Source organism: Klebsiella sp. R390, from assembly GCF_051131745.1.
Taxonomy (GTDB): Bacteria; Pseudomonadota; Gammaproteobacteria; order Enterobacterales; family Enterobacteriaceae; genus Klebsiella.
On record NZ_CP180445.1, the window covers coordinates 4772866 to 4795715 of the forward strand.

A 22850-nucleotide genomic window follows, 5' to 3' on the forward strand; every position below is an offset into this window, starting at 1 on the left:
GCCATGAAAAGACTGCTGTTTATTCACTCCAGCGCGGACAGACCGGGGCGTGCGGAGCAGCAGGCGTGATGACTGGCTACCAGATCTGGTAGCCAGGAGGGAAGAAAAACCGCGATTACGGACGACTGTCTAAGCGCAGCTGCGCAATCGCCCGCCAGGGATCGGCAAGATAGGGCATCGACGATAGCGCCAGCAGCTCTTCTTTGGTGCCGCCTTCACCGAAGATAATCGATTGAACCCGGCTAAGCGGCCATTCTGCGGCGGAGCGGTCGATCAGCCGGAATGTATCACCGCAGCGTGTTTCTCCGGGCCTGACAACCCGATAAAACCAGCCGTTGCGCGACAGACTGTGCATCAGCATTGGCGCATCGGGATCCTGTAAGCGCGTTGCCATCGTCTGGCAGGCAACGCGTCCCCAGCTGATTTGCACTTCAGCAGCGCCAAGGCGAAACACATCGCCCGGACAGACATCGGCTTCCGTCATCCCGTAAGTGGAAAAATTTTCGCCAAACAGACCGGCATGCAGATGCTGCCCGGAGAGTACCGGGTATCGTTCACGCCAGAATTCGTAATGCTCGCGCGCATAGTGCATCAAAGCACAGTCCGGATCCTCAAAACGCTCCTGCACGCCGTTGTCAGCCTCCAGACCATGGGCACTGAGGTATACCCTGCCGCTTAATGTTACTTTGCGCAGCGAACCATCAGCCTGGCGTTGATTGCCGAGTATCGTACGTAGCACGACGTTAACATCTGTCATCATAGGGTTCTCCATATTGCTCCGCAGGGCGGGGAATGAATCAGAAGGTGTATTCCACGCCGGCCCAGAAGTTACGACCCTCTTCGATAAACCCCTCGCTATAGTAGTAGCGTGTGTCAAAGAGATTATTGATTGAGGCGTTGAGGCTAAAGCCGTGACCAATGGCATAGTCAGCACGAAGGTGAGAGATAGCGAACCCAGCCGCTTTTTGTGAACCATCGCTGTTGCTGTAGCTGGAAGAACGCGCCTCTTCAGAGAGCGTAACCTTTAGTGACGCCGTCGGTTTAAACGTTAGCCAGGCGTTGAGCGTGTGATCCGGCAGACCGGTAATGTCGCCTACGTCTTGTTGTTTGGGGTTGCTGTGGATCCAGCCATAGCTTAGCCCGGTGTCCAGCCACGCGAACGGCGCTCCCTTAATGCCCAGATCCAGACCGGTATAGTCGACCCGACCACTGTTCTGATTCTGTACGGTATCCGCATCGATATTAATCGACAAAATTGCGTCGCTGACGCGGTTATAGTAGACGCTGGCCTCATAGGCCCAGCGATCGGTCAAATGGCCATTCCAGGTCAGGTCGACGCTGCGGGCGCGCTCAGGCTTCAGCTGGGGGTTGACCAACGCTATCTGGTCTTTGGCTGGTTTCATGGTGGTATAACGTTCTTTGAGCGTGGGGAACCGGGTACGGTCAGACCAGGAGAGCGTCAGGGTATCCTGGTCAGAAAAATGATAGCGGGCCAGCGTTTCCCAGTTGAACGCATTCTGCCTGTTACCGTCGTAGCGGGTGACGCTGCCGTTGTTTTCGTGCTTCATGCCTTCAATGCTGTTGCGCCAGTCATAGCTCATCCCGGCGACGATATCGAGATTGTCCGCCGCCTCCCATTGATATTCGCTGGCGAGTGACCAGGTACGATCCTGGTAACGGTCGTAGGGCCCGTCACTGGTGCTTTTTTCTCTGTGAACATCATCTTTCCAGTTGATGGCAAAGGCGAGCTGGTCGTTTTGACGAACGTCGGCGGAGAGCTGGAGGCCCGCGCCGGTGCTGTAGTCGTTATAACGGCTGTAGCTGCCATTTTTGCTGTGCAGATCGGCCAGCGAGTTATACATCATCAGGGTATTTTTGAAAGTATCATGATACAGACGGCTTTTTAGCGTGAAGCGCTCGCCAAGGTGGGTTGTTCCTTGATAGTAGTAGCTCTCTTTATCGTACTCCGGCCACTGCCAGTATCGGGCTTTCTGCGAGCTGCTCCCGGCATAGGGCGGGTTTTGTTTCTCGCCATCCTGCTTTAGCCAGGTTAAGGCGTATTCATCATTGCCACGTGGAGTGAAACCGATCTTCACGATGCCGCGCTTATCATCACTCGCCGAATTTGTCATTTTGCCGTCTTCGCCGGCGACCGGGTTGGTTGTGCCATGCGGCAATGCCAGGAAGTCGCGTTTCAGGCGGCTGCCGCTGAGCTGGAAATACCCCAAATCATTGCTTGCGCCAAGCGAGGCGTGCGTGTCATAGGCACTGTCTTCACTGCGGCTCCAGCCCTGGCGGTAGCCGATGTTGGCTTCCAGGGGTTTGGTTGGGCGAGGTGTCGTAATATTGATAGCTCCCCCCATCTGGTTGGGGCCTTGAAGCAGGGAAGAGTACCCTTTCGACACTTCAACTGAGGCCACGTCCGAGGTGAGAAAGCGCCCGAGATCGAGATTGCCATCGTAGGGGACATAAATCGGTACACCGTCGAAAAATACGGGCACCTGGCGGCCGTCAAAGCCGCGCACTTTTACCTGTAGTTCATTGCGATTACCTGATTTTTGCAACACCACGCCAGGGACGACGGAAAGGGCGTGCGCAACATCCTGTTTATCCAGACTCTGGATGGTTTCTTGCCCGAGAATGCTGATCGTTGTTGCGGGAATGGTGCTGGACCATACGGTCATTGAGTCCTCTGACCGTTCCGCCCATGCGATCTGGCTGATCATCAGACCGATCGAGATACAAAGGTACTGTTTCCTGACTCTCATTTTTATTATTCCTTTTTCTGTTTATTTATTTTGCTGTGTCCGGCTGCAGTCGAACCTGAATATCAGCCGGCGGCGCGTACCACGGCGCCGAAGTTATAAACAATTCAATTCCACAATCGAGGTATTGCCCCAGGCTGCTCAGAGTGATCCCGCCGGTCAGCGCCAGCGTGCAGGCAGGGGCAATATTGCGTGCCTGATTGGCAACCTGACGGGCCTGTTCGGGGGAAAATTTATCCAGCTGCAAGATGTCGGGCTGCGCCTGTAGCGCGGCCAGTGCTTCGGGGAGCGTATCGGCTTCGACGGCCACCTTTTTTTCAGGTGAACGCTGGCGTAGCAGGCCAATCACCTGCGTCCAGTCGCCGTTATGCGCGAGAAAATGCCGGTGGTTGGCAAATAACAGCACGGTTTCGCCACAGCCGGCGCGGTGGATCAAGCCACCTGCTGCAACGATGGCCTGAGCGCCGAGCAGACGGGTGCCGGGAATGGCCTTCCGGGTACAAGCGATGTGCGCATCGGGAAGGCGGGCATGCAGCAGGGCCAGCATCTGCGACACATAGTTTGATACGCCGCAGCTCCATTCAAGCACGTTCTGCGCCGCTTTCCAGCCCTGATGCAGCGCGTTTGCGCTGCCGCTCGCTCGTAGCAACAGGCCGCAAGGTGCGGCCTGTTGTCCGTCCTCAAGAGATGCGGTGACCGTCAGACCAAGGCTACGCAGCATCTGGGACGCAGGGTAAATGCCGCTGACGCAACCCCCCTGGCGATGGCGAAATTCCATAATGCCGGGCTGGCTGCCAATCCCCAGAGCCCGGGTCGTTAGATCGCCACCCTGAATATCCTCCATCAGCCATGCATCGGTGAGCGCCTGGGGGAAGTAGATCATGCTGTCTCTCCGCAATCCCAGGAAATAAGCGCCCAGTCCCGGGTAGCTGGTGCGATGGTCTGCGGGTCTTGTTGCTGATACCAGTGCTGAAGTCGCGCGCGGTCTTCATCGTTCAGCGTGCCAAGCGTCCAACTGACGTTTTCCTCGAAACGCGCAAAAGTGGTGTTATCCCCCTGGCAGTTATTGCCGCGGATAAAATCGACTCGTGCCTGAATTCCCATTTGATACAGCACGTTCAGCGCGTAGATGTAGTTAGGCAGCTCAATGACTTCGCGCCCTAATGCTCGTTGGATAGCCGGTGACATAAACGTCGGGCTGACAAGGTGGGTGGTATAGACGCGCAGTCGCGCCTGGCGATTGAGCTTTGTCATTGCTTCGCGCATATCGCTCACCAGCGTTGAGCGCGAAGCGACCGCAACATCGCAGCGGGGAATGTCATCCCATGTATCCTCCCAGGCGCGACAGTGCCAGTGTGCATTAACGATGTTCATCTGCGCGGCACGCGTTTTGGCTACTTCCAGCATCATCGGGCTGTAATCAACGCCATGCACCGCCTGTAGCCGGTCGGCCAACGCCAGCGCCACGGTTCCCGGACCGCAGCCCATATCGAACAGGGTCTCTGCGCCGGTTAAGTCGATTTTTTCCAGTAATTGTAAGAGATAGCCGTCCGCTGGCCGCGCGCAGTTGGCGGCCATTTTTTGCGCCCGGGCGTCCCAGTGGGCAGGGGTCTTTTCCGTGCGTCTGGCAATCTTGAGCTGTTGTCGGTACAGGTGGGCAAAATCAATATCATCGATAAGCATAATCATTCCTGAAAGTGAACGTTGCCGAGGTGGCGGTGGATTTGGGTGGCAGTCACGCCGTAGAGTCCGGCGAGTTTGCTTGGTTGCAGCTGCGTGCGCGGTTCACCCTGGGCGATAGTCCCGTCTGGCTCGACGCTGAGGATCGTGTCGGCGATAGCGAGGGCGTGCAGCGGATGATGCGTTGCCATCAGCAGCGTGATGCCACGCTGGCGAAGGTGTTGTAGGGTATCGAGCAGGCGAATTTGATGACCAAAGTCGAGGCTTGAGGCCGGCTCATCGAGCAGCAACAGCCGTGACTGTTGCGCCAGCGCCCGGGCAATAAGCGTCAGCTGGCGTTCACCGCCGCTCAACGTCGCGTAACTTCTGCTGGCGAGGTGGGCGATGCCGAGGATATCCAGTTGGGCGAGGGCAATATCCCGTTCGCGTCTGGAAGGTTGGGAAAAGGTGCTGATGTTCGGGCTAAGCCCCATGAGTACCATATCAAGTACATGAAATGTAAACACGCTGTCATGTGCTTGTGGTACCCAGGCAATGGCGCGTGCGCGTTCGCGGGCGCGCATCTGACTGATATCCACATTATCGATAAGCACCTGGCCTGCACACAGGGGAAGAAGGCCGAGGATCGATCGCATCAGGGTGGTTTTACCGCTGCCGTTAGTCCCCAGCAGGCAGCAAATCGAACCAGGCGACAGCGAAAATGACACCCCGTGAAGCACTACCCGGCCGGGATAACCCACGTCGGCGTGACGCACCCTGAGTATTGTCATGGGCGGCTCCCACGAATCAGTAATACCAGGAAGAATGGTGCGCCAACAAACGAGGTCAGGATACCAAGCGGGATCTCGGTCGCGCTCAGGCCACGCGCCAGGGTGTCAGTGAAGAGCAGCAGAATCGCGCCGAGCCCCATTGATACCGGCAGTAGACGCTGGTGATTACTGCCAATGAGCAGGCGCCCCGCGTGCGGGATGATAAGCCCGATCCAACCAATAATCCCGGCAATGGCCACGGCGCTGGCGGTGGTCAGAGTGGCGCACACTACCACCATCAGCCGCAAACGTGTGACATCAATACCCAATGAACGAGCTTCATCATCAGACAACGTTAACAGGTTAAGGCGCCAGCGCAGCAGCCATAGCGGTAGACACCCGGCGATCATTAGCGGGGCGGCAAATGCCAGATCGCGAGGGGTGATGTCCGCTAACCCTCCCAGCAACCAGAAGGTAATAGAAGGTAACTGTGTATAGGGATCGGCAAGGGTTTTAATCAACGAAATGCCGGCACCGCATAAGGTTCCCAATGCAATGCCCACCAGTACCAGGGTTAGCGCCGGATCGCGCCGCGTGATGACGTGGGACAATGCGCCGACTCCCGCAACCACCAGCAGACCACCGCAGAAGGCAAAGAACTGGATAAAGAATGTCGATAAACCGCACCAGATGGCAATACAGGCACCCAGACCCGCACCGGCGGCAACACCGAGGATATCTGGCGAGACCAGCGGGTTACGAAACATCCCCTGGTAGGCAGTTCCCGCCGCACAGAGGGCCGCGCCGATCCCCAGGGCCGCCCCAATACGCGGCAGGCGTATCTGCCAGAAAACGACACTGGCCTGGGGGGAAAGCGCGGCGCTGTCAGGCACAAACAGGAGATCGAACAGACGGCCGACGGTGAGATTCCATGGCCCGGTTAGCAATGCGCCCGTAATGGTCAGCAGCCCGGCAAGCAGTAAGATCGTACTAAGCGTGGATAATTTCATACGCTATGCATCAGCGTTGCGTAGCGGGCAGGGGTGAGCGTGCTGTGCCAGAAGAGCGTACTATAGCGGGTCAAATCTTCCTGAAGCGAGCGCTGTATCCGCGGGTCAAGCCAGGCGTGCAGCCGACGCATTCCGGCAAGACGATTAATTCCCGGCGGTGCATCCAGCCAGCCGAACGGCAGGCCATCCAACAGCATAACCTGGCGTTTTGCCACGGCGGTGACGCTCTGCCACGCCGGATCCTGCAGGATGTAATCGCGAGTGGCGGCATTTTGGGTCAGGATCAGATCCGGCTGCCATGTCAGCAGATTCTCCAGCGAGACCTGTGCCAGCCCACTGCGTCCAGCAACCCGAGCGACGTTCTCCAGCCCCAATAGTTCTGCCGCTTCGGTATGCAGCGATCCGGCCAGCCCGGTCTCCAGCCCCTTTGCCCCGCGTGCCGCATAAAAGCGTGTTCGAGCTCCGCCTCCGGTTGAAAAGGCCTGGGCATCGGCGATAAATTTCTGCGCCAGCGCCGCCTGTTGTCGCGTACGGTCCTCGGTTCCGACGATTTCGCCAATCGCCAGCAACTGTTCGGCAGATGACGCCAGCGTTCCGCCGATCAATACCCACGGAATGTGGCTGCGTTCACTGATCCGCTGGGCCTGGGAGCGCCAGCTACCGTCCGTATTGCCGCAGTCCACCACCAGATCTGCCTCAAGTGCAAGCAGCGTTTCCAGCGATAGCGTACTGGCGTGTCCGGCCAGTCGCCCTAGTTTGGGAAGCCGGGCGATATCCGCGGGGAAGGGCACATCCGGGAAGCGAGAAAAGTCGAAAGATGAGAACCCCAGCAATTTTTCCGGTGCGGCAGCAAGCAGCAGCATGTCAGCCGGTGAGCCTGCGCTGATAATCCGCCGAATGCGGGTGGGAGAGGGACGATTGCCGATGCTGAAGACCAGCGGCGGGGCTGCTGTAGCCTTCAGGCTGGGGAGGCAGAGCAGGAAGCTCAGTGACTGGAGAAACGTCCGTCGCGAAAGGGGCATATGTTTCCATCCTGAAACAAATTGATTAAAATATCGCTGTATATTTACATATATAGCGATGATTAAATTGCTTGAGATCAAGGCATCTTGAATTAGATCGCTACCGGGCGAATCAGGAGAACATGCAGCAAAGGCTGGTCTGGAAGAACAGGGCGCGACGGCGATCCCGTCGCGCCAGAGGATTACGGTGCCGCTTTTGCTGCCGGAGCCGCTACTGCATCGTTGGCGGCAGGTGCGGTGGTGGGTGACGTGCTGGTGGCAGTGGTCGGTTGGGTTGTACTGTCGACCGGGCGGGTGGCCGGCAGCGAGTCACAGGGTTTGTCCTGCGGGCAGACCAGATCCAGCATTTTCAGCGTCACGCCGTTGGTCCAGCCGAAGCCGTCCTGCAGCGGATATTCACCGCCGCCTCCGCCGGTGCCCGTCGAGCTGACGTCATACTTTTCAACCAGTTTTTGCTGACTGTTGTAGGTGTGCTGGACGTTGCTGAGGAAGCGCCAGCTTACCTCGAGGGCGACCTTTTTCTGACCGTAGTTCTGCAACCCTTGCGCAGCTACCCACTGCAGTGGCGCCCAGCCGTTGGGGGCATCCCATTGCTGGCCGCTGTTGACCGTGGTGGTGGTTAAACCGCCGGGTTTCAACAGCTGCGATTCGGCAGCTGCGGCCACCTTCGCGGCCCGCTCGCTGGAGGCGGCATTGACGTACAGTGGGAACAGCGCGGCGGCGGTCAGCTGGTTTCTGACCTTATGGGTCTTGAGATCGTAATCGGCGTACCAGCCCGCTTTATCGTTCCACAGGTATTTCTCCAGCGCCTTCTGACGGGCGTTGGCCTGGGCATCATACTGCGTCGCTTTGGCATTATCACCGGCCGCTTTACTGGCCCGGGAGAGCACTTTCTCCATATGGAACATCAGGGCGTTCAGGTCCACCGGGACGATGCTGGTGGTACGAATGGTGCCCAACTGCTGCGGATTATCCATCCAGCGCGAACTAAAATCCCATCCCGAGGCGGCGGCGGAACGCAGATCGCGATAGATCTCGGTGGCCGGGCGATTGGGGTTGTTCTTCGCGGTGGTGACATCATCAAGCCAGGATTCCGGGCGCGGAGTGTCATTATCATCCCAGTAGCGGTTCAGCAACGCGCCATCTTCCATGCGCACCACCCGCTGATTGGCTTTCCCCGGCTCAAGCGCGTCGGCGCCTTGCATCCAGTACTGATACTCTTTTTCCATCTGCGGCAGGAAGGTCTTCAGCGCCCGATCGCCGTCGTGGGTGGCGAGCAGTTCCACCATAAACGGGAAGAACGGCGGCTGTGAGCGGCTCAGATAGTAGCTGCGGTTACCGTTGGGAATATGCCCCCAGGTGTCAATTTCAGAGGCGAAGTTCGCCACCATATCGGCGACTTTATCCCAGTGGCCGCTCTCCGCCAGGCCCAGCATGGTGAAGTAGCTATCCCAGTAATAGACCTCGCGGAAACGCCCACCGGGAACCACATACGGTTTGGGCAGCGGCAGCAGCGAATCCCACTTCTCGACCTCAACGGTACTGCGGGTCAGTACCGGCCACAGGCCGTTAATATGCTGACGTAGCGTCTGGCCTTTCGGCGGCACATACTGGTCATTTTCCCGCGGCAGCGTGAAATTGAGCTCGACGAAATGGCGCAGGTCGAAGCTGGTCTGGTTTTTTTGCATTCGATAATCGGCGAGGATCATCAGCGGGTCGCTATTGGGGATGGCATCGGCAAAGGTTTTTTGATCGGTAAAGAGCCGGGCGCTTTGCACATCGTTAAACAGCGGTCCGAGCAGAATATCCGGGGATTGCGGCGCGGGGGAATTTTCCAGGGCTTGGGCACTCAGGGTCGATAGCGCGAACAGCGCGCCTCCCAGCGCTAAAGCGTAGGGTAGCGTAGGGGGGCGACGTGAAACCTGACTCGTCATGGGGCGTTCTCCTTATTATTTCAGACGGTCTTACCACTGCGTTTGACCATCTGGAAACCTTAGACGAAGATCCGTTGTCCGGGGTGTCGCAGATAACATTTTGCGTGAAAACAGACAATTTACCTGTCAGCTCCGGCAGGCAGGCGACACGGCGAAACAAAAAACCTATGCCGACCGGCAGGTGATGTGGCCGGGATGATTAGCAGAGTGAGGAGGGTGAGGGTGAATCGACGTCATTTTCTGCTGCTGGGGGCCGCGTCGCTGCTGGCGGGCCGCGGTGCTCAGGCCCTTGACGCCCGGCAGCAGCAATTAGATCTCTGGCCGGGTGAACCGCCGGGCGGCGGAGGCCCTTCGGGCAGATCCGTGTTATCGGCAAGCGGCGCCCTCAGCCAGGTTGCCGTGCCGCAGCTGTCGGTCTGGCAACCGGCGACAGCCCGTGGCCACGGCGTGCTGATTGCTGCCGGAGGCGGGTATCGCCATATTGAACTGGCGAAGGAGGCCTGGCCTGCTGCACGCTGGCTGACGGCGCGTGGCTATACCGCCTACGTGCTGAGCTACCGGCTGCCCGCGGAAGGGTGGCGGGCTGGTGCGCTGGCGCCGTTGCAGGACGCCCAGCGGGCGCTGCGGCTGATCCGTCAGCGCGAGCAACGGGTCAGCCTGCTGGGGTTTTCCGCCGGCGGGCATCTGCTGGGTATGGCCGCCTGCCGCGCCGCTTTTGCGGCGTACCCGCCGATAGACGCCCTCGATACGCAGCCCGCCCGCGCCGACGGGGCGGCGCTGATATACCCGATTATTTCCCTGCTGCCGCCCTACAGCCATACCGCGACACACCGGATCCTTGCGGGTCCGCATGCCTCTGATGCAGTTGACCGCGCCTGGTCGGTACAGAGCTACGTGAATGCGCAAACCCCGCCCTGTTTTCTGGTTCAGGCCGAAGACGATCCGCTGTCCGACCCGCATAACACGCTGATCATGGCCGACGCCTGCCGCCAGCATCAGGTTCCGGTTAGCCTGTATCGCTATGCCCACGGCGGGCACGGTTTTGCCATGGGACGTGCCGGTACCGCAACCGTAGAGTGGCCGGAGCACTATGCACAATGGTTGAAAGGGCGATAACCGCAATGGCGCAAACGGCTGATTTTTTGCTTCATGATGGTGCAAAACGGGCCTGAATCCAGCTAGCGTGCTGGTTATTTTTTGCACAGTGACGCGGCATGCTCAACAGGCATTGCACGCCGATCTCGCGGCCCGCTACCTGGCATAATAAATGCTTATCTCTTACCGGAGTTACCCCAAAGTGAGTATAACCGGAGGAGACGGCCATGATAAAAATAACGCTTCCTGACGGGCATTATTATGACGAGATGCTTACCGCGCAGGGGCAGCAGCGTCAGCACTATAACGCCTGGTGGCAATGGTTTCACAGCACCGATCAATTCTCTATCCGGCAAAAGAAACAGCAGGCGGAGCTGCTTTTTCACCGTATCGGCATCACCTTTAATGTCTATGGGGAAGATGAAGGTACCGAGCGGTTGATTCCGTTCGATAGTGTACCGCGCATCATTCCCGCCGCAGAGTGGAAAAGGATCGATCGCGGGATCCGCCAGCGGGTCAAAGCGCTCAATGCTTTTTTATACGATATCTATCATGAGCAGAACATCCTGCGCGCCGGGCTGATCCCGGCGGAGCAGGTGCTGGCCAATGAGCAATATCAGCCCTGCATGCAGGGAATTGACCTGCCCAATAATACCTATGCGCACATTACCGGCGTCGATATGGTGCGCAACAGCGACGGCCAGTATTACGTGCTGGAGGATAACCTGCGGACCCCGTCAGGGGTGTCGTATATGCTCGAAAACCGCAAGATGATGATGCGCCTCTACCCGGAGATGTTTGAAAATCACCATATTGCGCCGGTGGAACGCTATCCGGGATACCTGCTCCAGACGTTGCGCGAAAGTTCCCCGGTCGACGACCCTTGCGTGGTGGTGATGACGCCGGGGCGCTTCAACAGCGCCTATTTCGAACACAGTTTCCTGGCTCAGCAGATGGGGGTTGAGCTGGTGGAGAGCGCCGATCTGTTTATCAAATCGGGCGCCGTCTACATGCGAACCACCGAAGGGCCGCGTCGGGTGGATGTGATTTACCGTCGTATCGACGATGCTTACCTCGACCCGCTGGCCTTCCGGGCCGATTCGATGCTCGGGGTGCCGGGGCTGCTGTCGGTGTACCGCGCCGGTGGGGTGGTGCTGGCCAACGCCATTGGCACCGGGGTGGCGGACGACAAGTCCATCTATCCTTTTGTGCCGGAGATGATCCGCTTTTACCTCGGCGAGCAGCCGATCCTCAACAATATTCCGACCTGGCAGTGCCGCAAGCCGGAGGATCTCCAGTACGTGCTCGGCAATCTGGAGACCATGGTGGTCAAGGAGGTTCACGGTGCCGGAGGCTACGGCATGCTGGTGGGGCCGCGCTCAACCAAAGAGGAGCGCGAGGCGTTTCGCCAGCGCCTGCTCGCCAACCCGGCCAACTATATCGGACAGGACACCCTCGCGTTATCGACCTGCCCGACCTTCGTGGAAGACGGCCTGGCGCCGCGACACATTGATTTACGTCCCTATGTGCTCTCCGGTCATGAGATCCGTCTGGTGCCCGGTGGCCTGACGCGGGTGGCGCTCACGGAAGGCTCGTTGGTGGTGAACTCATCGCAGGGTGGCGGCACCAAAGATACCTGGGTAATGGAGGATGACGAATCATGTTGAGCCGGACTGCGAGTGAACTTTTCTGGATGGCGCGCTATCTGGAGCGCGCGGAAAGCTATGCCCGGGTGTTGGACGTGACCTGGAAGCTGTCGATGATCCCGCGTCACAGCCAGCAGTCCAGGGACCTGGCGTTGCCGCTGAATTTGTCCTCAACCCATGAGCTGTTTCAGGCGCGGCATGCCCGTTTTACCATGAGCAATCTGCTCAATTTCTTCGCCCTCGATGGTAACAATCCCTGCAGCATTTACAGCTGCGTGGAGATGGCCTGGAACAATGCCCACGCGGTGCGCGGCAGCCTGTCAGCGGAAGTCTGGGAGTGCATCAACGCCACCCGCATTGAGCTACGTAAGCTGCGCCAGCAGGGGATTAGCGAGCTGGGCCCCGACGGCTTTTTCGAATGGGTCAAAGAGCGGGTCCACCTGTTTCGCGGGGCGGTGATCGGCACGCTGCTGCGCAACGATGCGCTGAGCTTTATCGGCATCGGCACGTTAATCGAACGGGCCTATTCCACGACGCAACTGCTGTTGATTAAGGACCAGCAGCTGAACAGCGACCCGGATTCGGTGCGCGAATACTATCGTCTGGACACGCTGCTGAGCGCGGTCAGCGCCCGGGAAGCCTACAACAGCATTTATCGTCAGCCGGTCAGCCGGGAAACGGTGATGGAGCTGCTGATCCTGCGCAATGACGTGCCCCGATCGCTTCGGGCCTGTATCTCTGACCTGATTGGTCAACTGGAGCATATTGCCAACGATCGCTCACACCTGCCGCTACGCCTGGCGCATCAGCTGAATGTCGATCTGCGTTTCAGCACCCGCGACGATCTGGCGAGCGCGGATATTCAAAGTTATCTCAACGGGCTGCTGGCGCGTATTAATGCCCTGTCCGACAGCATCAGACAAACTTATCTGGAGGCGCTATGAAACTGGTCATCGATCACCTGACCCGCTACGGCTATGATGAAGAAGTGAAGTTTTCGACCCAGTATCTGCGCCTGACGCCGCGCAGCACCGGGCGGCAAACCGTAAGTTCATGGACGCTGACGCTCCCGGATGGCTCGGCGATAACCACCACCGACGCCTGGGGTAACGTTCTGCATGTGTTAACCCTCGATAACCCGCACAAAGAGATTGCTATCCGCGCCAGCGGCGTGGTGGATATCGCGGAGGACGAGGAAGAGCACGAGATCCTGGAGGCGGAGCTGCTCTCGCCGCTGGTCTTTTTGCGCAGCACGCCGCTGACGCGCGCCGACGAACAGATCCGTGAGTTTGCCCAGCGCCTGTATCGCGGCGACGACCCGGAAGAGAGCCTGAATCAACTGATGGCCGAGCTGCTGCTGAGAATGCCCTACACCCCGGGTTCCACCCAGGTGCAGGACAGCGCCGCCGATGCCTTTGCGCGTGCCAGGGGTGTCTGCCAGGATCATACCCATGTGTTTCTCGCCTGCTGTCGGGCGCTGGAGATCCCGGCGCGCTACGTCAGCGGCTATGTTTACAGCGATAATGCCCAGCATGTCGCGATGCACGCGTGGGCGGAAGTGTGGCTTAACGGGCGCTGGAAATCCTTTGATATCACCAATAACACCCGCCATCTGAATCAGCATCTGCGTCTGGCCACCGGGCTGGACTATCTCGATGCCTGTCCGGTACGCGGTACCCGACTGGGCGGCGGCGGGGAAATTATGTTAACCAATGCTGAAGTGCGCGCACATTCGCAACAGGCGCAGCAGCAATAAGGGCAGGAACAAACGACGATGACCTATTGTGTGGCCATGTGTTTAGAAGATGGGCTGGTTTTTGCCTCTGACTCCCGCACCAATGCGGGAGTGGACCATATCGCAACCTTTAAAAAGCTCCATGTCTTTGCCAAAGACGGTGAACGGGTGATGGTGCTGCAATCCGCCGGCAATCTGGCCACCACCCAGAGCGTGATAAGCCTGCTGACGACGCGGATGGCGACGCAGCAGGAGCCGCATCTGATGCAGGTCAGTTCGCTGTATGACGCGGCGATGCTGATCGGCAAAACGTTGCAGGAGGTGATTCAGCGAGACAGCAGCAACCAGCAGAACTGCGGCAATACCAACTTCAACTGCAACCTGCTGCTGGGCGGGCAAATTGCCGGTGAAACCCATCGACTGTTTCATATTTACCCGGAAGGTAACTTTATCGAAGCATCGAGCGATACGCCTTATTTCCAGATTGGCGAGAGCAAGTACGGCAAACCGATCATCGACCGGGTATTAAGCCGTGAGACGTCGCTCGAGCAGGCGATGTGCTGCGCCCTGATCTCGATTGACTCCACGTTACGCAGTAATCTCTCCGTCGGCCTGCCGCTGGACACGCTGCTGTATCGCAGCGACAGCCTCAGCAGCGGCGAGCAGCACCGCATCACTGACAAAGATCCCTACTTCAATACCATTCGCAAAGCCTGGTCCGAAGGGCTGCAAAACACCTTTCTGACGCTGCCGCCGTTTGGCGCCGGGAACCAGGGGTAGGGCGCTCGGCGGTGGAGAAAACGGTGGCTGATGCCACCGCCGTGGTCAGAGGGTCTGCCCCAGTCGCTCGCCGCTGGCAGCGTCGAACAGGTGTATTTTCTCGCGCTTTACCATCAGCGGTAACGGTTGGTCTACCCGGGCGTCGATGCGTCCGGCGACCTGCATGTGGATCGGAAAGCCCTGCCACTCCAGATGGAGCAGCGTGGATTCGCCGGTGACCTCCATAATCTTGACGTTCCCCGGCGTCCCGTCGGCAGCCGGCTGGATATCCTGCGGGCGCAGGCCAACAATAACCGCCACGTTGGCCTGGCGTTCGGCGGCCTGATACCAGCTTTCAGGCAGCGCAATCCACAGCTCACCGCACTGCACGCCGGGCTGGCCATGCTGCAGGCGAATGGTACCCTCGAGCAGATTCATCGGCGGGGAGCCGATAAACCGCGCCACGAAGGTATTGCAGGGGCGATCGTAGATCTCCAGAGGGGCGCCGCGCTGGACGATATGACCGTCGCGCATCACCACAATCTGGTCGGCGAGGGTCATCGCCTCCACTTGATCGTGGGTGACGTAAATCATGGTGGTGTTGAAGCGCTGATGCAGGGATTTTATTTCCGCTCTCAGCTCCATACGCAGCTGGGCATCGAGGTTGGAAAGTGGTTCATCGAACAGAAACACCTGCGGATTTCGTACCATCGCGCGTCCCATTGCCACACGCTGGCGCTGGCCGCCGGAAAGCGCACGCGGATAGCGGGCAAGCAGCTTGTCGATCCCCAGCAGGCTGGCGATATGCTGGATTTTGTTTTTCTGCGTGGCCTTATCGATGTTTTTGACCTGCATGTGAAAAGCAAGGTTTTCGGCCACCGTCAGGTGAGGATAAAGAGCATAGCTCTGAAAAACCATGGCAACATCGCGGTCCGCAGGGTCGAGGTCGTTGATGGGGCGGTTATTCATCAAAATATTCCCCGCGGACAGGCTGTCCAGACCGGCCAAAAGACGCAGCAGCGTCGATTTTCCACAGCCGGAGGGCCCCACCAGCACGGTGAAACTGCCGTCCGGGATGGTCAGATCCAGCGGATGCAGTACCGTCTGTTTGCCGTACTGTTTCGCAACGTTTACCAGTTCAACGCTGGCCATAGGCGCTCTCCTCAAGATGGTGCTGCAGGGTCTGCCAGTCGGGATACTGACGGGGGGATGAACTGATGGCGCAGGCGGCAACGGCATTGCCCCAACGTAAAGCCTGCGCGGGCGGTTTAGCGCTTAACAGCCCGGCAAGAAAACCGGCATTGAAGCTATCCCCGGCACCGATGGTGTCGATGACCGCTACCGTTTTTACCGGCGCGTGATGGCCGTGGGTTGCTGTCCACCACCAGGCGCCATCGGCGCCGCATTTGACGATACAGCCTCCCCGGCCGCTCAACCGACCCGCCAGCGCCTGGGCCGCCGCCGGCAGTTCGGTCATATCAGCAAGGCCAAGGGTTTCGACCTCATTGAGCAGCAACCAGTCGCAATCCGCCAGCCAGCGGTACGTTGTCTCGCGCAGCGCGCTATCCCAGTTGTGCGGCGGCCAGCCGGTATCGACCGCCACCTGAAAACCGCGCCCGTGCAGGGCTGCAAGCAGGCGGGGATAGTCTGCCAGCAAGGTGGTGCATAAGAACGTGCCGCAGAGCAACACGATATCGCCAGGGGTAGCCTGTGGCGGCAGCTGCGCCAGCACGTCGTCGGCAGATAACCGGGTGATATGACCGTAGTTGCTGAGAAACGAACGCTCTTTATCGGGGTGGGTCACCGCCACCGTCAGCGAGGTTTCGCAGGTATACTGTGGCCAGCGCTCTGCGCTGCCGGGAAACTGGGCCGCCAGCCAGGCGGTAAAGGCATCGTCCCCCTGGCAACCGACGGTACAATGGGGGATCTGCATCGCCGCAGCAGCCAGCGCACAGTTGCCTGCCGAGCCGCCAGGGCGCAGCGCGCTGTGTTCCAGCATCACTTCAGTGCCCGGCGCCGGCCACTGTCCGAGGGTGCCCATAATTAAGTCAATATTGTAATTCCCTGCGATATAGAGCACAGGTGCGGTGAGCTGTTGCATAGTTATCCTTTACTTCCACCGTTAGTGAGGCCGCTGACCAGCGTTTTTTGTAACCAGATGGCGATAAACAGGGGCGGGACCGAAGCCAGAATACCGACGGCAGCAACCAGCCCGTCATCGGTGGCCCGACCGGCGGTAAAACCGGCAATGGTGACCGGGAGGGTCTGGGCGGCAATGTTGCTGGTAAACAGCAGCGAGTAGAAAAACTCGTCCCATGCCAGCAGCCAGCCGAACAGCGCCGAGGCGCCGAGCATCGGTTTCGCCAACGGAATCGTGATCCGCAGCAGTACCTGCCAGACCCGTAGCCCGTCAAGCCGAGCCGCCTGTTCAATATCCTGCGGTAAGGCGTCGAACTGGTTTTTCACCATCCAGGTGAGGAACGGCATGATCAGCGAACAGTAGACCAGTATCAGCCCGCTACGGGTATTCAGCAGGCCGAAATGTTCGAGAATAAAGTACAGCGGCAGCACAAAGGCCACCGGCGGCACCATGTAGATACCCAGTCCGGCATACAGCCAGCCGTCACGGCCGGGATAGCGCGAGAAGCTGAAGGCGGCGGGCACCGCCAGCAGCAGCGAAACCAGCGTCGCCCCGGCGGCTACCAGCAGGCTGTTACGCAGGGCCGGAAGAAACAGCGCGCCAGGTTCCCCGGGCTGGAGCGACAGCAATCTGGCATAACGGCTGAAATCCCACTGGCGGGGTAGCCACTCCAGCGGCACCCGGGTCAGGTCAGCCGTGGCGCTAACGCTCATCAAAAACAGCCACCCCATCGGAGCCAGAATCGACAGCGCAACAAGCAATGCCGCCAGATAGCGCAGCAGGGTACGGAGTTTACGCTTCATTATCGGCACTCCGGCGACGCTGACGGAGCAGCATAAACAGATACAGGGCGATCAACAGCGCGCACATCAGGGTCATCAGGATGGCGTAGGCTGCGCCGCTGCCGGCCCGCAGATAGCTAAAGGACTCCTGATAGACGAAGAAGCTCAGCGTGCGGGTACTGTCCAGCGGCCCTCCGCGGGTCATGACATAAATAATATCGAACACCTTAAACGCATCGATGGTGCGCAGAATCAGGGCCACGCCGAGCGGCGCGGCAATCGCCGGCAAGGTGATGGCACGAAAACGGCGCCACGCTTTGGCACCGTCAAGGCGCGCCGCCTCGTACAAATCCTCAGGAATAGACTGCAGCGCGGCCAGCACCAGCAGCGTGACCAGCGGATAGTTTTTCCAGATATCCGCCAGCATCACCGCGTTCAGGGCCGAATCCGGCGATCCCAGCCAGCTGCGATAGCTGTCGATAATGCCCAGTTGGGTCAGCAGGGCATTAATGCTGCCGTAGTCAGGGTTGAAGTTCAGTCGCCACATCATTGCGTTGACGATGGTCGGCAACGCCCAGGGTAAAATAACCAGCACCCGCAGGATATTGCGCCCGACAAATGGCTGATTGAGCAACAGCGCCACCAGCACGCCGATGACACCTTCAATGGCGACTGAGACCACGGTGAAATAGAGCGTGCGGGCAAAGGCGGCACGAAAATCCGGGTCGGTTAACGCATACAGATAGTTATCCAGCCAGACGTAATTCGTCGCATCGCCATTGCCCACCAGCGCGGTGTCGGTAAAACTCAGCCACAGGGTGCGCGCCAGTGGCCAGGCGGTTAGCAGAAACATCACGATCAGCATGGGTGCCAGAAGCACCCATGCCTGACGATGCTCGCGTTGTTGCAGGCTCAGCATCAACACTCCTTAACGCAGGCGCGCCGCGCTTTGATCGACGGCTTGCATGGCGGCATCCGGCGCGGTCTTACCTTGCAGTACGGCCTGGAGCTGCTGCTGCAAGGTGTTGGAGAGCCGCGAGTAGTCTGCCGTTTCCGGGCGCGAGAGCATGACGTTCAGTGATTTATCCGCTGCGGCGAGCAGGCTCTCCTGGCCTTTGGCAACGGCCGGGTCCTGATAGGACGATTTCCACACCGGCAGGCTCAGTTTGGCGTATTTATCCTGTACCGGCTGGGAGGTCAGATACTGAATATATTGCCACGCCTGTTGCGGATGCTGGCTGGCTTTGGCGATGCCTAATCCCATCGAACCATTTACCGCGCCCGGTTTATCCGGCGTATCGCCCGGTGCCGGAATAATACCGACGTTGCCCGCGACCTTACTCTGTTTCGGATCGTTGGCCATGTTGTACATATAGGTCCAGTTCAGTGCGAACGCCGCATCGCCGTTGGAGAAGGCCTTACGCACATCTTCTTCCAGGTATTCGCGAGAGGCCGGGTTACTCAACCCGTCATCCAGCGAACTTTTCATCAGCGTGACCGCTTTTAACGAGGCCGGGGTCGAGAAATCGAGCTTGCCGTTTTGATAGAACTGCCCGCCAAACCCGGAGACCAGCGTGGTGTAGTCGCACACCAGCGCTTCAGCCTGTGACCAGCTCCACACCAGCGGGTATTTAACGATACCTTTGTCTTTGATAATTTTGGCGTCATCCAGAACCTGCTGCCAGGTGGTGGGCACCTGCTTGATGCCGGCTTTTTCCAGCATGGCTTTGTTGTAATACAGATATTTGGTATCGAGGATCCACGGCATTCCGAGGGTTTTGCCTTTGTAGACCACGGTATTCATGGCGCCGGGGAAGACTTTCTGCCGTTCCTCGGCGGGAATGCGTGCGGAGACATCCTGCAGCAGATCGAAGTGGCTGAATTCGGCAGGCCAGATAGCATCGAACAGCACCACGTCGTAACCATTCGCGCCGGCGCCGCGTGCGGCGACGATTTTGTCATGCAGTGCTTCGTACGGGACAAACTCGAGGTTGATTTTAATATCCGGGTTTTGTTTTTCGAAGTCGGCGGTCATTGCACGAATGTCGTTTTCGCTGTACGCCGCCTGGGTCATAAACAGGGCGTTAACCTGAGTCGCGGCGGCTGCCGCACTCCCGCTGATGACTAGCATCGCCAACAGACCGGCTTTAACCCGAAATGCGCTGTGGTGGTTCATGTTGCTCTCCGCTGTACTGAAAAGAGGAATATGATTTATTAAATCAATTTGATTGATTTAATCGGGGCAACAATACGGCATCAACATCATTGCTGGCCCTTAGGCTAAGCGTAGCAAAGCTTATGCCACCCGAAAGGCCGGTTGAGAATCTCGTTGCGGGAATTGTGACGCTGGCTAAAATTGCAGCATGATGCGACAGGAAGGGACGAAATGAAAACCTCGGGAACGAACCTTGAACATGCGCGTGTTCATAACCGCCGGGTGGTGATTGAAGCTGTGCGCCTGCACGGAACATTAACCCGGGCGGAGCTGGCGCGATTAACCGCGCTGACGCCGCAAACGGTCTCCAATATTGTCGCTGAGCTGCAGCAAATGGCGATCCTCACCAGCCATGAACCGCGGCGGCCGACCGGCCGTGGGCAACCTGCAGTACCGGTGAGCCTTAACCCTGCCAGCGCCTGGTCGATCGGGATTCATCTCGATCATCAGACGCTGATTATTGTGCTGGTCGATCTGACCGGTGAGGTGCATTTTCGCCGGCTCATCCTGGTGCAAAAGCCCCAACCTGGTGCCACCTTTGCCCGCATTGAGGAGGTGCTGCAGGAGATGAAAACGCTGCCCGGGCTTGAATGGAGCAGGGTGCTGGGCATTGGCGTGGTGATGCCGGGCCCGTTTGGTGTGGAAGGGATTTCTTCAACCGGGCCAACCACGCTCAATGGCTGGGAGGGCGTCGATGTGGCGGCAGAACTGGCGCGAATAAGCGGTCTGCCGGTAACGCTGGAGAACGACGCGACGGTGGCGGCCATCGGCGAGCGTTTTCACGGGGTGGCCCGCCAGCTTAACTCCTTCGTCTATCTGTACATCGGCACGGGTCTGGGGGCCGGGATTTTTACCGATGGCCACATCTATACCGGGCATGCACATAACGCCGGGGAGGTCGGGCACATTGTGGTACATCCGGGCGGGCGCCCCTGTTACTGCGGTAACGAAGGGTGTCTGGAGCGTTATGTTTCACTGCAGGCCGCCTATGAGTTTTGCGGGCTCGATCCCTACCGGGCGTTGCCCGAAGACCTGCTGGCGGTAGACGCCGCGCGATTCGATCGCTGGATTGACACGGCGCTGCCTTCGTTGCGTCAGGCTATCAATCTGCTGGAGTGCGTGTTCGATGCCGAGACGGTGGTGGTGGGGGGGATGATGCCCGCGCCGCTGCTGGAGAAAGTGCTGGCCCGTTTGCCACCGCTTTATCAGTCGGTACGCGGGCGTTATCTTCCGGCGATGCGCGTCAAAATGGGGATGACGGGGACCGATACCGCCGCTCTCGGTGCAGCCGCGCTACCGATTTTTGACGAGTTTAACCCTCAGTTTCAGGCCCTGATGAAGTAGGTCCGCGTGTCCCGAATAATGCGGGCCACGTCGGGTAATTCGGGTGGTGGATCCTGGTGACATACTGTGCGTGTCACACGACGTGTCCGGCACCTGATATTCCGTTTCTGGAAAAGCTAAGTGATTTAAATTCTTTGTTATTTTCTTTGATTTCTCACATCGTCGGGGGGTAAAAGTCACGCACAAAGAGCCCCGGTAGTCATGACAAAAAAAACGTCGATGTATCTGCATCCACAGCAACGTGCGCTTCTCCACCAGCTGTCCCGTCGCTGGCTATGGCGCAGTGAATTACCCACCTGGTTATTAATTATAGTGATCTACGGCGGCTGGTTTATGACCCTGGCGTACTGGCAGACGCTGGGGATATTCCCGGCGACGATGCTGCTAATCTGGTTTACCGCCTGGTATATGTCGCTACAGCATGAGCTGATTCACGGCCATCCCACCAACCGGGCGTGGTGTAATCAACTGTTGGGCACGTTGCCGCTGGCGGTGTGGTATCCCTATGGCCTTTATCGGGATTCCCATCTGGCACATCACCATAACGATCGCCTGACGTTGCCAGTCGACGACCCCGAATCCTACTATTTTACCGACGAGAGCTGGCGGCGTTTCTCGCCCTGGCAGCGTAAGGTGATTCATCTGCGCAATACCTTTATTGGCCGGCTGCTGCTGGCCCCGCTGTTGGATATCGGGCAGACGCTCGCCAGCGCGGTGAACGCGTTTCGCTATCGGCAAGGCAAAGCGATGGCGATGTGGCTGATTCACGTCGGATTACTGGCCGGCCTGCTGACGTGGATCGCGCATTGTGGTTTTTCGCCACTCTATTTTGTGGTTGCGGTCAGCTATCCGGCGCTGGCACTGACCAAAATTCGTTCCTTCCTCGAGCACCGGGCCGCAGATGACCCGCTGGCCCGCTCAGTCATCAACGAGGCAGGCCTGTTGTGGCGCGTGCTGTTTCTTAATCTGAACTATCACTCTGTCCATCATGATCTGCCCGGTGTTCCGTGGTACGGTTTGCGAAAAATCTACCTGCTTGAACGCGAGCGCTACCAGCAGCGTAACCAGGGATTTCTGGTGCGTGGTTATGGGGAATGGTTGCGCGCCTTTCTTTTCAAGGCGGTAGATGTCAATGCGCATCCCGGCGTCAGAAACAGTCAGCAAGACGGGGAAAACGATGCACCATAGTGTGGATTTACCGATGTATGCCATCCATCCACAGGAGAATCAGGCGCTGGAGGCAGCGGTACGAGAACTTCTGCTGGCCAGAGGCATCGCCGCGAGCCTGCCGTCAGCCTCGACGGATTTACTCTCCCGATGGTGCCAACCGGATCTGTTGCTGAGCCAGACCTGCGGCTATCCGCTGGTGACTCTGCTGCCTGACGTGCAGACGGTGGGGTGCTTTCACTACTCAGCGCCCGGCTGCGAAGGGATAGAATACCGTAGTCTGCTGGTAATGCGTGCGGCAGATAGCGCACGGCAACTGGCCGATTTTTACGGACGGCGGGTGGTCTGTAATTCTCCCGATTCGCAGTCTGGCTACAATGTGCTGCTGAAGATGGTCGCGCCGCTTGCCCGCCGTGGGCATTTTTTTGGCGACGTCATTTTCAGCGGCAGTCACCGGCAATCACTTGTCGATTTGCAACAAGGCGTGGGGGATATTGCCGCCATTGATTGCATTAGCTGGGCGCTGTTGGCCCGTCATGAACCTGCGGTACTGGAGGGGTTGTGCGTAATTGACCACGGTCCACTGGCGCCAGGGCTACCGCTTATCACCGGGCCGCACACCTCAGCGGAGACCCTGGCGGGGTTGAGAGCGGCGTTGCAACAGCTGGTCAGCGACCCGCAGTATCGTGAGCGCTGCAACGCGCAGTTTATCTGTGGGTTTAGCCCGTTGACCCGGGCGCCGTATACCCGGCTGCTGGCGTGGCGGGAAGAGGCGCGACTAAAAGGGGTAACCCAATTGTAAGTGGC

21 protein-coding genes are annotated in these 22850 nt (G+C 58.6%); 8 read left to right on the forward strand and 13 right to left on the reverse strand.

Features of this window, described 5'->3' with window-relative positions:
* Positions 1 to 115: 115 nt before the first annotated feature.
* The 8 genes from ACMYSP_RS22345 to ACMYSP_RS22380 all read right to left on the reverse strand — a co-directional run bounded on the left by ACMYSP_RS22345 (position 116) and on the right by ACMYSP_RS22380 (position 9160).
* Positions 116 to 760, reverse strand: a complete 645-nt coding sequence (locus ACMYSP_RS22345; RefSeq protein WP_434584197.1) for an MOSC domain-containing protein — start codon at positions 758 to 760, stop codon at positions 116 to 118.
* A 37-nt stretch (positions 761 to 797) separates the two neighbouring features.
* Positions 798 to 2768: a TonB-dependent receptor plug domain-containing protein gene (locus tag ACMYSP_RS22350; protein WP_434584198.1), complete on the reverse strand. Its 1971-nt coding sequence runs from the start codon at positions 2766 to 2768 to the stop codon at positions 798 to 800.
* Between the two features lie 25 nt (positions 2769 to 2793).
* Entirely contained in the window at positions 2794 to 3648 is an 855-nt protein-coding gene (gene modD / locus ACMYSP_RS22355; protein WP_434584200.1) for a ModD protein, read from the reverse strand.
* A complete protein-coding gene (locus ACMYSP_RS22360; protein WP_434584201.1) occupies positions 3645 to 4448 on the reverse strand; it encodes a class I SAM-dependent methyltransferase in 804 nt (267 codons plus the stop codon). Before ACMYSP_RS22360 ends, modD begins: the two co-directional genes overlap by 4 nt.
* Positions 4449 to 4450: 2 nt before the next feature.
* The gene (locus tag ACMYSP_RS22365) at positions 4451 to 5215 is read right to left on the reverse strand and encodes an ABC transporter ATP-binding protein (RefSeq protein ID WP_434584202.1); all 765 of its coding nucleotides are present in this window, start codon (positions 5213 to 5215) and stop codon (positions 4451 to 4453) included.
* Positions 5212 to 6204, reverse strand: a complete 993-nt coding sequence (locus ACMYSP_RS22370; protein ID WP_434584203.1) for a FecCD family ABC transporter permease — start codon at positions 6202 to 6204, stop codon at positions 5212 to 5214. The genes ACMYSP_RS22365 and ACMYSP_RS22370 overlap by 4 nt, the downstream gene beginning before the upstream one ends.
* The gene (locus ACMYSP_RS22375; protein ID WP_434584204.1) at positions 6201 to 7226 is read right to left on the reverse strand and encodes an ABC transporter substrate-binding protein; all 1026 of its coding nucleotides are present in this window, start codon (positions 7224 to 7226) and stop codon (positions 6201 to 6203) included. The genes ACMYSP_RS22370 and ACMYSP_RS22375 overlap by 4 nt, the downstream gene beginning before the upstream one ends.
* Positions 7227 to 7408: 182 nt before the next feature.
* Positions 7409 to 9160 carry an alpha,alpha-trehalase gene (locus ACMYSP_RS22380; protein WP_434584205.1) on the reverse strand — a complete coding sequence of 584 codons (1752 nt, stop codon included), beginning with the start codon at positions 9158 to 9160 and terminating at the stop codon, positions 7409 to 7411.
* A gap of 222 nt (positions 9161 to 9382) precedes the next feature.
* Between ACMYSP_RS22380 and ACMYSP_RS22385 the strand changes: the two genes are divergently transcribed.
* The 5 genes from ACMYSP_RS22385 to ACMYSP_RS22405 all read left to right on the forward strand — a co-directional run bounded on the left by ACMYSP_RS22385 (position 9383) and on the right by ACMYSP_RS22405 (position 14416).
* Complete coding sequence (locus ACMYSP_RS22385) at positions 9383 to 10276, forward strand: alpha/beta hydrolase (protein WP_434584206.1); 894 nt, start codon at positions 9383 to 9385, stop codon at positions 10274 to 10276.
* Positions 10277 to 10482: 206 nt separating this feature from the next.
* Positions 10483 to 11922 (forward strand): circularly permuted type 2 ATP-grasp protein, encoded by a 1440-nt coding sequence (locus ACMYSP_RS22390; protein ID WP_174508078.1) that lies wholly within the window; start codon positions 10483 to 10485, stop codon positions 11920 to 11922.
* On the forward strand, positions 11916 to 12845 hold the full coding sequence (locus ACMYSP_RS22395; protein WP_123754827.1) for an alpha-E domain-containing protein: 930 nt from the start codon (positions 11916 to 11918) through the stop codon (positions 12843 to 12845). The genes ACMYSP_RS22390 and ACMYSP_RS22395 overlap by 7 nt, the downstream gene beginning before the upstream one ends.
* Positions 12842 to 13657 carry a transglutaminase family protein gene (locus tag ACMYSP_RS22400; protein ID WP_434584207.1) on the forward strand — a complete coding sequence of 272 codons (816 nt, stop codon included), beginning with the start codon at positions 12842 to 12844 and terminating at the stop codon, positions 13655 to 13657. Before ACMYSP_RS22395 ends, ACMYSP_RS22400 begins: the two co-directional genes overlap by 4 nt.
* Positions 13658 to 13675: 18 nt before the next feature.
* Positions 13676 to 14416, forward strand: a complete 741-nt coding sequence (locus ACMYSP_RS22405; RefSeq protein ID WP_434584208.1) for a peptidase — start codon at positions 13676 to 13678, stop codon at positions 14414 to 14416.
* A gap of 45 nt (positions 14417 to 14461) precedes the next feature.
* Here ACMYSP_RS22405 and ACMYSP_RS22410 read toward each other — a convergent pair whose 3' ends face one another.
* The 5 genes from ACMYSP_RS22410 to ACMYSP_RS22430 are packed head-to-tail and all read right to left on the reverse strand — an operon-like array spanning position 14462 to position 19493.
* Positions 14462 to 15547 carry an ABC transporter ATP-binding protein gene (locus ACMYSP_RS22410; protein ID WP_434584209.1) on the reverse strand — a complete coding sequence of 362 codons (1086 nt, stop codon included), beginning with the start codon at positions 15545 to 15547 and terminating at the stop codon, positions 14462 to 14464.
* Complete coding sequence (locus tag ACMYSP_RS22415) at positions 15534 to 16496, reverse strand: carbohydrate kinase family protein (RefSeq protein ID WP_434584210.1); 963 nt, start codon at positions 16494 to 16496, stop codon at positions 15534 to 15536. Before ACMYSP_RS22415 ends, ACMYSP_RS22410 begins: the two co-directional genes overlap by 14 nt.
* Positions 16497 to 16498: 2 nt before the next feature.
* Positions 16499 to 17338, reverse strand: a complete 840-nt coding sequence (locus ACMYSP_RS22420) for a carbohydrate ABC transporter permease (protein WP_434584211.1) — start codon at positions 17336 to 17338, stop codon at positions 16499 to 16501.
* Positions 17328 to 18236: a carbohydrate ABC transporter permease gene (locus ACMYSP_RS22425; protein WP_434584212.1), complete on the reverse strand. Its 909-nt coding sequence runs from the start codon at positions 18234 to 18236 to the stop codon at positions 17328 to 17330. The genes ACMYSP_RS22420 and ACMYSP_RS22425 overlap by 11 nt, the downstream gene beginning before the upstream one ends.
* Positions 18237 to 18245: 9 nt before the next feature.
* Positions 18246 to 19493 carry an extracellular solute-binding protein gene (locus tag ACMYSP_RS22430; RefSeq protein ID WP_434584213.1) on the reverse strand — a complete coding sequence of 416 codons (1248 nt, stop codon included), beginning with the start codon at positions 19491 to 19493 and terminating at the stop codon, positions 18246 to 18248.
* Positions 19494 to 19703: 210 nt separating this feature from the next.
* Here ACMYSP_RS22430 and ACMYSP_RS22435 point away from each other — a divergent pair, with 210 nt between their 5' ends.
* From ACMYSP_RS22435 to ACMYSP_RS22445, 3 genes are all read left to right on the forward strand, one after another.
* On the forward strand, positions 19704 to 20876 hold the full coding sequence (locus ACMYSP_RS22435; protein ID WP_434584214.1) for an ROK family transcriptional regulator: 1173 nt from the start codon (positions 19704 to 19706) through the stop codon (positions 20874 to 20876).
* Positions 20877 to 21077: 201 nt separating this feature from the next.
* Complete coding sequence (locus tag ACMYSP_RS22440) at positions 21078 to 22064, forward strand: fatty acid desaturase (RefSeq protein ID WP_434584216.1); 987 nt, start codon at positions 21078 to 21080, stop codon at positions 22062 to 22064.
* Entirely contained in the window at positions 22054 to 22845 is a 792-nt protein-coding gene (locus tag ACMYSP_RS22445; protein WP_434584217.1) for a phosphate/phosphite/phosphonate ABC transporter substrate-binding protein, read from the forward strand. The genes ACMYSP_RS22440 and ACMYSP_RS22445 overlap by 11 nt, the downstream gene beginning before the upstream one ends.
* The last annotated feature ends 5 nt before the right edge of the window (positions 22846 to 22850 follow it).

Bases quoted from the DNA above. Each gene is read 5' to 3' on its own strand.
- ACMYSP_RS22405 (WP_434584208.1), top strand. From the start codon at position 13,676: ATGACCTATTGTGTGGCCATGTGTTTAGAAGATGGGCTGGTTTTTGCC.
- ACMYSP_RS22360 (WP_434584201.1), bottom strand. From the start codon at position 4,448: ATGCTTATCGATGATATTGATTTTGCCCACCTGTACCGACAACAGCTC.
- ACMYSP_RS22380 (WP_434584205.1), bottom strand. From the start codon at position 9,160: ATGACGAGTCAGGTTTCACGTCGCCCCCCTACGCTACCCTACGCTTTA.
- ACMYSP_RS22420 (WP_434584211.1), bottom strand. From the start codon at position 17,338: ATGAAGCGTAAACTCCGTACCCTGCTGCGCTATCTGGCGGCATTGCTT.
- ACMYSP_RS22400 (WP_434584207.1), top strand. From the start codon at position 12,842: ATGAAACTGGTCATCGATCACCTGACCCGCTACGGCTATGATGAAGAA.
- ACMYSP_RS22440 (WP_434584216.1), top strand. From the start codon at position 21,078: ATGACAAAAAAAACGTCGATGTATCTGCATCCACAGCAACGTGCGCTT.
- ACMYSP_RS22415 (WP_434584210.1), bottom strand. From the start codon at position 16,496: ATGCAACAGCTCACCGCACCTGTGCTCTATATCGCAGGGAATTACAAT.
- ACMYSP_RS22370 (WP_434584203.1), bottom strand. From the start codon at position 6,204: ATGAAATTATCCACGCTTAGTACGATCTTACTGCTTGCCGGGCTGCTG.
- ACMYSP_RS22375 (WP_434584204.1), bottom strand. From the start codon at position 7,226: ATGCCCCTTTCGCGACGGACGTTTCTCCAGTCACTGAGCTTCCTGCTC.
- modD (WP_434584200.1), bottom strand. From the start codon at position 3,648: ATGATCTACTTCCCCCAGGCGCTCACCGATGCATGGCTGATGGAGGAT.
- ACMYSP_RS22410 (WP_434584209.1), bottom strand. From the start codon at position 15,547: ATGGCCAGCGTTGAACTGGTAAACGTTGCGAAACAGTACGGCAAACAG.
- ACMYSP_RS22390 (WP_174508078.1), top strand. From the start codon at position 10,483: ATGATAAAAATAACGCTTCCTGACGGGCATTATTATGACGAGATGCTT.
- ACMYSP_RS22430 (WP_434584213.1), bottom strand. From the start codon at position 19,493: ATGAACCACCACAGCGCATTTCGGGTTAAAGCCGGTCTGTTGGCGATG.
- ACMYSP_RS22425 (WP_434584212.1), bottom strand. From the start codon at position 18,236: ATGCTGAGCCTGCAACAACGCGAGCATCGTCAGGCATGGGTGCTTCTG.
- ACMYSP_RS22365 (WP_434584202.1), bottom strand. From the start codon at position 5,215: ATGACAATACTCAGGGTGCGTCACGCCGACGTGGGTTATCCCGGCCGG.
- ACMYSP_RS22445 (WP_434584217.1), top strand. From the start codon at position 22,054: ATGCACCATAGTGTGGATTTACCGATGTATGCCATCCATCCACAGGAG.
- ACMYSP_RS22345 (WP_434584197.1), bottom strand. From the start codon at position 760: ATGATGACAGATGTTAACGTCGTGCTACGTACGATACTCGGCAATCAA.
- ACMYSP_RS22435 (WP_434584214.1), top strand. From the start codon at position 19,704: ATGAAAACCTCGGGAACGAACCTTGAACATGCGCGTGTTCATAACCGC.
- ACMYSP_RS22350 (WP_434584198.1), bottom strand. From the start codon at position 2,768: ATGAGAGTCAGGAAACAGTACCTTTGTATCTCGATCGGTCTGATGATC.
- ACMYSP_RS22395 (WP_123754827.1), top strand. From the start codon at position 11,916: ATGTTGAGCCGGACTGCGAGTGAACTTTTCTGGATGGCGCGCTATCTG.